Source organism: Lentzea sp. NPDC042327, from assembly GCF_040647275.1.
In the GTDB taxonomy this organism is placed as follows: domain Bacteria; phylum Actinomycetota; class Actinomycetes; order Mycobacteriales; family Pseudonocardiaceae; genus Lentzea.
This window is the reverse complement of record NZ_JBEZBX010000033.1, coordinates 15,595-27,073: the sequence shown is the minus strand read 5'-3', so window position 1 is coordinate 27,073 and position 11,479 is coordinate 15,595. Positions and strand designations below refer to the sequence as shown.

10 protein-coding genes are annotated in these 11,479 nt (G+C 72.6%); 4 read left to right on the top strand and 6 right to left on the bottom strand.

Going from position 1 to position 11,479, the window contains the following annotated elements; all coding sequences use genetic code 11:
• Positions 1–381 (top strand): heme-binding protein (locus tag AB0A63_RS39840; RefSeq protein ID WP_360401783.1); only part of this gene is annotated, 381 nt, incomplete at its 5' end.
• A 64-nt stretch (positions 382–445) separates the two neighbouring features.
• On the opposite strand, the gene AB0A63_RS39835 is transcribed toward AB0A63_RS39840, so the two are convergent.
• Complete coding sequence (locus AB0A63_RS39835) at positions 446–781, bottom strand: hypothetical protein (RefSeq protein ID WP_360401780.1); 336 nt, start codon at positions 779–781, stop codon at positions 446–448.
• Between the two features lie 119 nt (positions 782–900).
• Between AB0A63_RS39835 and AB0A63_RS39830 the strand changes: the two genes are divergently transcribed.
• Positions 901–1,752: a class II glutamine amidotransferase gene (locus AB0A63_RS39830; protein WP_360401777.1), complete on the top strand. Its 852-nt coding sequence runs from the start codon at positions 901–903 to the stop codon at positions 1,750–1,752.
• A 196-nt stretch (positions 1,753–1,948) separates the two neighbouring features.
• Here the strand turns inward: AB0A63_RS39830 and AB0A63_RS39825 are convergent, their stop codons facing one another.
• Both AB0A63_RS39825 and AB0A63_RS39820 read right to left on the bottom strand, forming a co-directional pair.
• Positions 1,949–2,869, bottom strand: a complete 921-nt coding sequence (locus AB0A63_RS39825; protein ID WP_360401792.1) for a LysR family transcriptional regulator — start codon at positions 2,867–2,869, stop codon at positions 1,949–1,951.
• The gene (locus AB0A63_RS39820; RefSeq protein ID WP_360401774.1) at positions 2,869–3,405 is read right to left on the bottom strand and encodes a LuxR C-terminal-related transcriptional regulator; all 537 of its coding nucleotides are present in this window, start codon (positions 3,403–3,405) and stop codon (positions 2,869–2,871) included. The genes AB0A63_RS39825 and AB0A63_RS39820 overlap by 1 nt, the downstream gene beginning before the upstream one ends.
• A gap of 241 nt (positions 3,406–3,646) precedes the next feature.
• On the opposite strand from AB0A63_RS39820, the gene AB0A63_RS39815 reads away from it, so the two are divergent.
• Complete coding sequence (locus AB0A63_RS39815; RefSeq protein ID WP_360401771.1) at positions 3,647–7,447, top strand: beta-ketoacyl synthase N-terminal-like domain-containing protein; 3,801 nt, start codon at positions 3,647–3,649, stop codon at positions 7,445–7,447.
• On the opposite strand, the gene AB0A63_RS39810 is transcribed toward AB0A63_RS39815, so the two are convergent.
• The gene (locus AB0A63_RS39810) at positions 7,431–8,054 is read right to left on the bottom strand and encodes a TetR/AcrR family transcriptional regulator (RefSeq protein ID WP_360401768.1); all 624 of its coding nucleotides are present in this window, start codon (positions 8,052–8,054) and stop codon (positions 7,431–7,433) included. The two genes, AB0A63_RS39815 and AB0A63_RS39810, sit on opposite strands and share 17 nt — an antisense overlap.
• 445 nt (positions 8,055–8,499) lie before the next feature.
• Complete coding sequence (locus tag AB0A63_RS39805; protein WP_360401765.1) at positions 8,500–10,191, bottom strand: FAD-dependent oxidoreductase; 1,692 nt, start codon at positions 10,189–10,191, stop codon at positions 8,500–8,502.
• Between the two features lie 282 nt (positions 10,192–10,473).
• Here AB0A63_RS39805 and AB0A63_RS39800 point away from each other — a divergent pair, with 282 nt between their 5' ends.
• The gene (locus AB0A63_RS39800) at positions 10,474–11,070 is read left to right on the top strand and encodes a phosphoribosylanthranilate isomerase (protein ID WP_360401762.1); all 597 of its coding nucleotides are present in this window, start codon (positions 10,474–10,476) and stop codon (positions 11,068–11,070) included.
• A 10-nt stretch (positions 11,071–11,080) separates the two neighbouring features.
• Here the strand turns inward: AB0A63_RS39800 and AB0A63_RS39795 are convergent, their stop codons facing one another.
• Entirely contained in the window at positions 11,081–11,443 is a 363-nt protein-coding gene (locus AB0A63_RS39795) for a DUF4406 domain-containing protein (RefSeq protein WP_360401759.1), read from the bottom strand.
• Between the last annotated feature and the right edge of the window lie 36 nt (positions 11,444–11,479).

The window sequence follows — 11,479 nt, the reverse complement described above, 5'->3', positions numbered from 1 at the left end:
ATCGACGCCGCCGTCCGCGCCGCCCAGGCCACCCTCGACGCGGCCGAGAAGGAGAACCAGCGGGTCACGGTCGCCGTCGTCGACCGCGGCGGCGACCTGGTCGTGCTGCTCGCGGGCGACGGCGCCGGCCCGCAGACCGAGGAGTCAGCGCGGCGCAAGGCGTTCACCGCGGTGTCGTTCGGCGCGCCGACCTCGGAGCTCGCCGGTCGCGTGACCGGGCAGGGCGCGACGCTGCGGGACATCCCGGGGACGCTGTTCCTGGGCGGCGGGGTGCCGGTGGCCGTGGACGGCACGCCGGTCGCGGGCATCGGGGTCGGCGGGGCGCCCAGCGGTGATCTGGACGAGAAGTTCGCACGGGCGGGACTTGCGACGCTGCGCTGACAGGGGGCGTCAGGGGTGCTGGCGGGGCCGCCAGTCCCGGCGCGTGCCGTGCCGAGCGGCCCGGTCAGTCCTGGTGTTCCCGTGCGTGGCGGGCCACGTGCCGCCCCGGTTCCGGCCGCTTCGCCATCAGCAGCACCACGACGGCGGTGATGAGCCCGAGCGTGGCCAGCACGGCGGCCACGGCGCGGGCACCGGGGTGGTCGAGGACCAGCGTGCAGATCGTCAACGCCAGCACCACGGCGGCGATCGGGCCGATGACGGCGATGTGGCCGGCGGGCTCGGTGCGGTCCTCGCGCTGGTCCAGCGGGGCGAGCGGCGGGAGCTGGGCGACGGGCTCGAAGGGCGCCATCGTCTCGACCGTCTCGAAGTGCCCGCGGGAGGGCAGGTGAGGAGGCGTCACGTACGCACCTTTGGTCGGGGGCCGAAAACCATCGTGCCCGACGCGGGCACGCCGGGGCAAACCTCGCACCGGCACCCGGCGCCGTGGTCCCATGTGCGGCGGAACGACAGGAGGTCGACATGTGCCGGTGGCTCGCCTACTCCGGTTCACCGGTGTTGCTGGAGGACATCCTCTACCGGCCGGAGAACTCGCTCGTCATGCAGAGCAAGCACGCCCGGCTCGGCGCGACGGCGGTGAACGGCGACGGGTTCGGCATCGGCTGGTACGGCGCGGTCACCGGCACGCCGGGGCTGTTCCTCAGCACCGAGCCGGCGTGGAACGACCGCAACCTGCGCGAGCTGGCGGCGCAGATCACCGCGGACCGGGTGTTCGCGCACGTCCGGGCGTCGACGGGGGCCGCGGTGCAGCGCACGAACTGTCACCCGTTCCGGTACAAGAACTGGCTGTGGATGCACAACGGGCTCATCGCGAAGTTCCCGCTGGTGCGCCGCGAGCTCGCGCTGGCCGTGACGCCGGAGCTGTACCCGCTGATCGAGGGGTCCACGGACTCGGAGGTCATGTTCTACCTGGCCGTCGGGTTCGGCCTGGAGCAGGACCCGACGGGCGCGGTGGCGCGGATGGTGGCGTTCGTCGAGGACGTCGGCCACCGCAACGGGGTCGAGTTCCCGGTCCAGATGACGGTCGCGACCACGGACGGCACGACCACGTGGGCGTTCCGCTACTCCAGCCGCGGCAGGTCGCGCAGCCTCTTCCACAGCGCGGACCTGTCGACGTTGCGCGACCAGTACCCGGACAACCCGGCGTTGCACGACCTCGCGGACGGGTCGCGGCTGATCGTGTCCGAACCGCTGGGCGACCTGCGCGGGGCGTGGCTGGAGGTGCCGGAGTCGACGTGCGTCGTCGTCCGGGCCGGGGTGGAGGAGTTCTTCCCGTTCCGGCCGGAGGCCTCGGCGCTGGTGCCGCGCGGCTGAGCCGGAGCAGGACCGCGCCGAGACCGTCAGTCACGCGACAACGGCTGCGCGCACAGACGTCCTACCGTCCCACCACCGCCGGCCCAGCGGTGAGCGCACGTGTCACCGCCGGGCCCGCCGGTCACCCGATCAGAAATCCCTGTTCCTCGATCGCACGGTCATACGACCACCGTTCCTCCTGTTCTCGAACGAACGATCAGCAGCGCTGCACGGTCGCGAGCGCCGCCGCCGCACCGAGTGCCCTGAGCACCGCCGCGAGGTGCGGTGCTTCTTCACTTCCCCGTCGCACGGCCGCGAACACGTGCCGGGTGGGTTGTTCCGCGTCGAGCACCCTGATCACCACGTCCTCGGGCGGTGCAGCGGTGATCAGCCGGGGCACCAGAGCGAGGCCCAGCCCGAGTCCCACCGCGCCCAGCGTCGTGTCCCAGTCGGCGATCTCGTGCACGATCTCCGGCGTGAACCCGGCGGTGACGCACGCGGCGAACGAGATGTCGCGGCACGTGCCGGGGGTGGGGAAGATCCACGCCTCGCCGGACAGGTCCGCCAGCCGCACCACCGGCGCGTCCGCCAGCGGGTGGCCCACCGGCAGCGCCACGTCGAACCGCTCGGCGAACAGCGCGAGCCGGTGGAACCGCCGGTCGGTGGCCGCCGGGCTCTCCTTGGACTCCACGCTCAGCACGACGTCGACGTCCCCGCGCACCAGCTGGTCGAACGAGTGCGGCGGATCGGACTCCACCAGCCGCACCACCACCCCGGGCAGGGTGTCGCGCAGCTCGCGCACCGCGGGCAGCACGAGCCCGGACAACGTGGCCGCGAACCCCGCGACCCGCACCTCGGCCACCGAGCCCTCCGAGTAGGCCGCGAGGTCGGCCTGCACCCGTTCCAGCTCGGCGAAGATCTCGTTGGCGCGCCTGAGCAGCACGCGGGCGGCGTCGGTGAGGCGCACCCGGCGGCCAGCGGGCTCGACCAGCCGGACCCCCGCCTCCTTCGACAGCGACACGAGCTGCTGGGACACGGCCGACGGCGTGAGGTGCAACGCCTGGGCCACCGCGGCGACGGTGCCCCGCTCGTCGAGTTCGCGCAGCATCCGCAGCTTGCGGACGTCCAGGTCTGCCATCACGCGGCCAGCGCGCCGGCTAGCTGGGCCCTGCGGTGGATCCCGAGCTTGCGGTAGATGCTCGTGATGTGCAGCTCCACCGCGCGGACCGACACCCGGAACCTGGAAGCGATCTCACGGTTGGTCCGGCCGTCCACGATGAGCGTGGCGATGCGCTGCTCGTGCGCTGTCAGCGCGCGGCTCCCCATCGAGGATCCGGATGGGCGGGAAGCCATAGGAATTCCCGATTGCTGCGGCTCCGCCTCCTTTCCGGACGGACCGGGAAGGCCGTCGAGGAACCCGCGCCATTCACGAATCCTGATACCGCGCAACAACTTTCCGCGAACGTACGGATCGGCGGCCACCAAACGGCGGACAGTGACGTCGTCCTCGGCCTCGCACAGCAGCAACCCACCGGACTCGTCGGCGTACGGGCCACCCCCCAGCAGGACCCCGCGCCCCGCCAGCTCTTCCCAGTACCGCCGGTGAGCGGGCCGAACGCCGGCTAACCGCTCGTGTTCCGGCCCGAACACCATCTCGACGACAAAGCGCGCCATGCCGATCCCCCCTGCCGAAGCGTTGACCGCACCAGTGAGTACGTCAGTACAAACTTGAACGCAAGACCTAGTTTGAGTGTAGGTGCCCCGGTTCCATCCTGCGAGACCGAGCTTCACCGCATTGCCCGAGTACACCGGCAATTGCGTACTTTCACTACCAGGAGGCGCGACGCGGCGGCTAAACTTGACTCCGGGTACATAGTTGTACTGGGAACCACTTTGAACCCAACTCGGGGGAAACTTGACACGCCGCAACGCCTCCAGCACCTCGGGAACCACTACCGGACCCGGTGCTCGGACCGGATCGGCGGGTGCCCCTGCACGGGACCGCGCGGTCGCCGTCGCCGGGATGGCCTGCCGCTTACCCGGCGCCGGGTCGGTCGGTGCCTTCTGGGACCTGCTGCTCGGCAACACCGACGCGATCACCGAGATCCCGCGCGACCGGTTCGACGTCGACGACCACTACTCACCGGAACCCGCTCCGGGTAGGACGATCTCGCGCCACGGCGGGTTCCTCGCAGATGTCCGCGGTTTCGACGCGGAGTTCTTCGGCATCTCCCCGCGCGAGGCCCGCGCCATGGACCCGCAGCAACGCCTGCTGCTGGAGGTCGCCTGGGAGGCCCTGGAGGACGCCGGAATCCGGCCGTCCGGGCTCGCCGGGCGCCGGGTCGGCGTCTTCGTCGGGCAGGCGACCGCCGAGTACGGCAAGGCCAGCCGCAGTGCCGGCAACCACGACGTGCGCCACGCGGCCGGCGGTGAGCTGCGCGCGGTGACGTCCGGCCGGCTGTCCTACGCGCTGGACCTGCGCGGGCCGTCGATCACGGTCGACACGGCCTGCTCGTCCTCGCTGGTGGCCGTGCACAACGCCCGGCAGGCGCTGCTCGCGGGCGAGTGCGACCTCGCGGTCGCGGCCGGGGTCAACGTGATCCTGCTGCCCGACGACGCGATCGCCTACTCGCAGGCCGCGATGCTCGCACCCGACGGCCGGTGCAAGTTCGGGTCGGTGAACGCGAACGGCTTCGTGCGCAGCGAGGGCGTCGGCGCGGTCGTGCTGGAACGCCACGCCGACGCCGTCGGGCACGGCGACCGGGTGCGTGCCCTGCTGCTCGGGAGCGCGATCAGCAACGACGGCAGGGGCAGCGGCCTGCTGCTGCAACCGGCGGTGCGCGGTCAGGTCGAGATGCTCCAGGCGGCGTACCGCGACGCCGGCCTCGATCCGTCCACTGTGGACTACATCGAGGCGCACGGCACCGGCACGAGCGTCGGCGACCGGGTCGAGCTGACGGCGCTGGCCGAGGTCGCGGGCACCGGCAGGGAGCACCCGCTGCTGCTGGGGTCGGTGAAGAGCAACATCGGCCACACCGAGGCCACCGCGGGCATCGCCGGGCTGATCAAGGCCGTGCTGGTCGCCGAGCACCGGACCGTGCCCGCCTCGCTGCACGCGCAGGTGCAGGCCGAGCAGCTCACCGGTGCCCCGATGCGGGTCGTCACCCGCAACCAGCCGCTGACCGCCGAGCACCCGGTGGTCGGCGTCAGCTCCTTCGGCATCTCCGGCACCAACGTGCACGTGGTGCTGACCTCGCCACCGCCGGAGGAGCCCGCGGCGGAACCCGACGGCCGCCCCCGCGTGCTCACGCTGTCCGCGAAGAGCGGGGCCGCGTTGCGCGAGTCCGCGCAGGCGCACCTGGCGCACCTGCGGGAGACCGACGCGGTGCGGGACGTCTGCCACACCGCGTCCGTGCGGCGCGACCACCACGAGCACCGGCTCGCGGTCTCCGGCGTGAGCACCGCCGAGCTGCTGGCCGGGCTGCGGGCGTTCCTCGCGGGCGCCGAGGCGAAGGGCGCGGTGGCGGGCCGGGCGGCCGACCGGCCGAAGGTCGTGTTCCTGTTCCCCGGCCAGGGGTCGCAGTGGCGCGGCATGGGCCGGGAGCTGCACGCGGTCTCCCCCGCGTTCCGGGAGGCGCTGCTGGAGTGCGACGCGGCCGTGCGCGAGGAGGCCGGCTGGTCGGTCGTGGACGTGCTGCTCGGCGACGCGCCGTGGCCGGAGGCGCTGTCGGTGCTGCAACCCGTGCTGTGGGCGGTGCAGGTGGCGCTGGCAGCGCACTGGCGGTCGTGGGGCGTCGAACCGGACGTCGTGGTGGGGCACAGCATGGGCGAGGTGGCCGCGGCCCAGGTGTCCGGCGCGCTCACGGTGCGCGCCGCGGCGGCGGTGATCTGCCGGCGCAGCGCGGCGATGCAGGAGACCGCGGGCAGCGGCGCGATGCTGTGGGCCGAGCTGTCAGCCGAACGCGCGGAGGGCCTGGTCGACCGGTACCGCGGCGAGGTGTGCGTGGCGGCGGACAACTCGCCCGGCACGTGCGTGCTGGCCGGGCCCGCGGAGCTGATGTCGGGTGTGGCGGAGGACCTGGACGCGTTCGGCATCGCCTGCCGGCCGGTGCGCGACGTCGACGTGGCGTCGCATTCGCCGTTGATGGACAAGGTCGCGACGGCGCTGCGCGAGCAACTGGAGGACCTGCGCCCGAACGCACCGCAGGTCGACTTCCGGTCCACCGTGGAGCACGGCAGGCGCGAGCTCGACGCCGCGTACTGGGCGGACAACGTGCGGCGGACGGTGCGGCTCAACGACACCGTGCGCCGGGTGCTCGCCGACGCCCGCACCGCCGTGGTGCTGGAGGTCAGCCCGCACCCGGTGCTGCTGACCGCCGTCGCGGAGATCGGGGAGGCGGCGGGCTGGACCGGCACGGGCGTGCCGACGCTGCTGCGCGACGAGCCCGAGCTGCGCGCGGTCACGGCGGCGCTGGGCGCGCTGCACGTCGCGGGCGTGCCGGTCGACTGGGCGAGCCGCCAGGGCGACGGCCGGTGCGTGCCGCTGCCCGCCTACCCGTGGCAGCACCAGGACTACTGGTTCGAGTCGTTCACCGCCGACACCGAGGTCGTCCGCGAGGTCGACGTGGCCTCCCTCGGCGTGGCGGAGGCGTTGCGGGGCCTGCGGTTCCGCGGTCTCACACCGCTGCCGGCGGCCGTGCTGTTCGAGGCCGTGCTGTCGGTCGTGCGCGGCACCGGCACCACGCACACGTTGCGCAACATCCGCTTCCACGAGCTGTGCACGGTCGATCCCGACGCGCTGCCGTCCCTGACGGTCACGGTGCGGCCGGAACGCGGTGGTGTGCGGGCGTTCACCGTGCACACCGACGAGGGCGTGCGGTGCGTGAGCGGTGAGGTGGAACGCGGGGGCGCGGTCGCCTCGTCCGGGCTGGACTGGGCGCTGGCGCGGTGCCGGGAGTACGTGCGCGACAGCGACTTCCGCGACCTCGCCGCCCGGCAGGGGTACGAGTTCGAGGGGCCGTTCCGCGCGCTGCGGCAGGCGTGGCGCGGGCAGGACGCGGCGGTCGCCAGGTTCACGCCGGGAACGGCGGCGGGGCCGGTGGTGCTGGAGACCGGCATGCAGGCCGTGCTGCTGGCACTGGGCACCGCGGTCGTGCCGCTGGGCGTCGAACGGGTGCGGGTCACCGGCCGGGCGAGCGGTGAGTTCTGGGCGGTCGCCCGCAAGCGGCGCGGCAAGCCGGTCGTCGACGTGCGGTTGTTCGACGCCGAGCACGAGTGCTTCGCCGAGCTGAGCGGCGTCACCGTGCGCACCGGCACCGCCGGGCCGTTCGCGGGACTGGTCAACGGTGTGGCAGGTCTGCTGCGCACGGCCCGCACCCGGCGGCCGCGACCCGAGCCGGCCCGGGAACCGGTCCCGGTCGCCGCCACCGTCCCCGTCGTCCCGGCTGTCCCCGCCGTCCCGGCCCTCGCGGACGAACCGGCCGGGCAGACGGTGGACGCGGTGCTGGAGCACGTGGCGGCGGTGCTGGGCACGACACCGGACCGGGTGGACACCCGGCGGGCGTTGCGCGACCTGGGCCTCGACTCCCTGATGGCCGCGCAGCTCGCCGCACGCCTGAAGAAGGCGTTCGGGCGGACCGTGCCCGCCGCCCTGCTGCTGGGGCCGGAGGAGGTGGGCGCGCTCGCCGACCGCCTGTTGGCTAGCGGTCCGGCCTGACCAGCACGCCGTGCATCAGCACCCGCAAGGTCGTGACGAGCTCGTTCGCCAGCGTCGTCGGCTGCTTGCCGCGGCCGACGTACCGGTAGAGCGTGCCCAGGTAGACGTCCCGCAGCATGTTGCCGACGAGGATCGGGTCGACGTGGTCCCCCACGTCACCCGCGTCCTTGCCGGCGCTGACGATCTCGGCGAACAACGGCGTCGCGTACGGCTCCTCGAAGATGGGGTGGCCGCACCGCACCCAGGCCGCGAGCATGACCTGCGTGGTGCGCCACTCCAGCTTGTTGATCCGCGCGAGCGCGCGCATGCAGTTCTCCAGCGAGGACAGCACGTCGTTGCCGCCGCCCGCGATGGCACCGAGCTCCGCCCGCAGCGTCTCCCTGCGCCGCGTGCCCCACGCGGCGATGACCTCCTCCTTCTTCTCGAAGTAGTTGAAGAAGGTGCCCCGCGCGACATCGGCCCGTTCGGTGATGTCCTCGATCGAGGTCTCGTCGTAGCCCTGCTCGGTGAACAGGTCGAGCGCCGCCGTGTACAGCCGCTCGTACATGGCCCGCTTGTGCCGCTCACGCCTCCCGACGGCCTGAGTCGGCTCCGCGGGCTCGGCCACGCGTCGCGTCCCCGCCATACGTGAACCCCCGTCTAAGTGTGTACCGCAGTACAGGCTAGCGGTACGCCGCGCCCGGAAGTACCGCCCGATGGTGCGATCACACTCTGCTACGAATGCGTGCTCCAGTGGTGGATGCCGGTACCGCGAGTGTCGCAATGCCGCCCAACGTACGCACCGCCAGGAGTGTGTTGCCACCACGTCCGGCGCCTTTCCCGGTCACCTGTGCTCGGCGACCAGGTGAACGCAGAAGATCACGCGCACCGCCGTGAGCGCCAGGGGCGGTGTCCCGCCAGGGCCGTCGCGCCTCTCGCGGTGGAACGGGTCTCGGGGTCGTCCACCGGTTCCGTGCTCGCTGGAACGAGCCTCTTCGTCCTCTTCACACTTTTCGCCGTCGAGGTGGCCGTGCCCGGACCGGGCGGGAGCCCCCGCTCCCGCCCGGTGGCGATCACTCCACCAGCTTGCCCGCCGTGTCGACCTCGCGCATCAGCGCCGCGATCTCCTCGGGCACCGGCGGGATCTCCTCCCGCTCCACCCGTCCCGGCCCCGACCACACCAGGTTGACCTGCAACGCGGGGTCGAGCTCCGGGTGGTCGGACCGGTTGTGGCAGCCGCGGGTCTCCCGGCGTTCCAGCGCGCACTCCAGGGTCGCGCGGGCCGCCAGCGCCGAGGCCTTGAGGTCGAACGCGTGCGCCAGGTCCTGGTGGCCGGCGAGGTCCGGGTGCACGCCGACCTGCTCGATGCGCGCCTCCAGCTCGTCGAGCTCCGCCAACCCCTTGCGCAGCCCGGCTTCGTCGCGCACCACGCCCGCGTGCTCGGTCATCGTGTTGCGCAGCGACCGTTGCAACGCGCGGACGTTCTCCGGGCCGTCGGCGGCCAGCAGCGCGTCCACCTCGGCCCGTGCCTCGGCCAGTGCGGCGTGCGAACGGTGTTGTGCCGTCAGGGAAGCCGAGTACTCGGCGGCGGCCTCGCCGACGATCCGGCCGTAGACCAGCAGCTCGATGAGCGAGTTGCCACCCAGCCGGTTCGCGCCGTGCAGACCGCTCGACGCCTCACCGATGGCGAACAGGCCGTCCACACCGGTCGAGTGGTCCGACGGCGACACCCACACCCCGCCCATGGAGTAGTGGGCGGTCGGCGCGATCTCGACCGGTTCGCGGGTGATGTCCTTCATCTGCAGCTCCAGCAACGTCTGGTAGACGCGCGGGAGGCGCCGCATGATCTGCTCGCGCGGCAGGTGGGACACGTCGAGCCACACACCGCCGTTCGGGGTGCCGCGGCCCTCCTTGATCTCCGTGTACGCGGCGAGCGCCACCCGGTCGCGGGTGGACAGTTCCCTCCGGGCCGGGTCGTAGCGGTCCATGAACCGCTCGCCCAGCGCGTTCGTGAGGATTCCGCCCTCGCCGCGCGCCGCCTCGGACACCAGCGTGCCGGCCGCGTTCTCCGGCTCCAGCAGGCCGGACGGGTGGAACTGCACGAGCTCGGGGTCGCGGATGCGGCCGCCGGCGAGCACGGCCAGCCGGAACGAGTCGCCGGTGTTCTCGTCACGGCGCGACGACGTGCGCCGCCAGATGCGGGTGTGGCCGCCCGCCGCGAGGATCACGACGTCGGCGTGGAAGACGTACCGCGTGCCGTCGGTCAGGTCGAACCCGTAGGCGCCGAAGACCACGTTGTCCCGCACCAGGATGCGGGTGACATAACACGAGTCGAGGACGGGGACGCCCAGCTGCGCGGCCCGGTTGACGAGCGTGCGCTGGATCTCCAGCCCGGTGTAGTCGCCGGCGAACGACGTGCGCCGGAACGTGTGCGCGCCGAAGAACCGCTGCGAGATGCGCCCGTCGTCCTCGCGTGCGAACGGCATGCCCCAGCGTTCCAGGTCGGCGATGCCGCGCGGGGCCTGCTCGGCGACGACCCGGACGATCTCCGGGTTGGCGAGCAGGTAGCTCTCCTTGACGGTGTCCGCTGCGTGCTGCTGCCAGGTGTCGGCCTCGTCCATCGTGCCGAGCGCCGCGTTGATGCCGCCCGCGGCGAGCGCGGTGTGCGCGTCGGACTTCGGCCGCTTCCCGACGACCGTCACGTCCACGCCGCGTTCGGCGAGCTCGATGGCGGCGCGCAGCCCCGCGCCCCCGGTTCCGATCACCAACACCGATGTGGCGACTTGCTTTTCTGTCATCACGGCCTCCGTTGCCCGTTGGTTCCATTAACCAGGACCGGACAGCGCATGCGCTTGTGACTGTTAGCCGCGCGACACCGCGAGCCGCGTCACGTGTGCCGCCCTGAGCAGCTCGCCAACTCAACATCAACAGGCACTTCTCCACTACTAACAGCGCCGCCGGCCGTCCGTGGTCCGGCCGGTGGCGGGGTGAGTTGGTGGTACTTGCAGATGCCTGAGCAACAGGGGGCGAGAGCATAGGATTGGGGTGTGTTCGTGAAGCTCTGCGGTCTGCGCACCGAAGCCGATGTCGACGTCGCGGTCGCGACGGGGGCCGACGCGGTCGGGTTCGTGCTGACCGCCAGCCCCCGCCGCATCGACGTGGACCTGGCCCGCCGTCTGGTGGCCGCGGTGCCGGACCACGTGCTGACCGTGGCCGTCGTGCGCGGCATCCCCGCCGGCGAGGCGGGTGAGCTGGCTCTGCGGACCGGCGTGCGCGCGTTGCAGCTGCACGGCGACTACCCGAAGGAGTCGTTCGACGAGCTGAGCGGCCACCCGTTCACGCTCGTGCGGGCGACCGCACTGGGCCCGGACACGGACGTGCGCACCGGCGCGTTCGGCGAGCAGCTGCTGCTGATCGACTCCCCGGTCGCGGGCTCCGGCGAGCAGTGGGACGTCACCCGCCTCGCGGACCGCCGCCCGGAGGGCACCTGGGTGCTGGCGGGCGGCCTGTCGCCGGAGACCGTCGCCGACGCGGTCGCGGTGGCACGGCCGTGGGGCGTGGACGTGTCCAGCGGCATCGAGTCCAGCCGCGGGGTCAAGGACCACGGCCGCATGCGCGAGTTCGTCGCCGCCGCCCGCGCCTGAACGCGGCGCGTCAGGCCGCGCGGTAGCCGGGGATGTCCTCGACCCGGTGGTAGACCGGCAGACCGCGTTCCCTGGCGATCCGGACGTCCTGGTCGGCGCCGGTCGACGCACCGGGCAGCCGCAGCACCGCGTCGCACTTCTCGAGCAGGCGCTGCGCCGTCGGGTACATGATCCCCTCGGCCACCGGATCGGCCGGGGAGCTGCCGCCCGCGCCGAGCAGCACCGGCAGCGCCACCCATTCACCGATCATCGGCACGTGGCCGCTGCGGAAGATCGGCCACGCGGCCTCCTCCAGGCGTTCGAGGTTGCGCGCCATCAGGTCCGGGTCGTCCCCGGTGCCGGAGCGGTAGGGGCCGGCGATCAGGATCAGCATGCCCCGACCATAATGTGCAAGACTCGGCAAAAACAA

Excerpts from the sequence above, each read along its gene's own strand:
- AB0A63_RS39830 (WP_360401777.1), top strand. The coding sequence starts at position 901 with ATGTGCCGGTGGCTCGCCTACTCCGGTTCACCGGTGTTGCTGGAGGAC.
- AB0A63_RS39825 (WP_360401792.1), bottom strand. The coding sequence starts at position 2,869 with ATGGCAGACCTGGACGTCCGCAAGCTGCGGATGCTGCGCGAACTCGAC.
- AB0A63_RS39820 (WP_360401774.1), bottom strand. The coding sequence starts at position 3,405 with ATGGCGCGCTTTGTCGTCGAGATGGTGTTCGGGCCGGAACACGAGCGG.
- AB0A63_RS39795 (WP_360401759.1), bottom strand. The coding sequence starts at position 11,443 with ATGCTGATCCTGATCGCCGGCCCCTACCGCTCCGGCACCGGGGACGAC.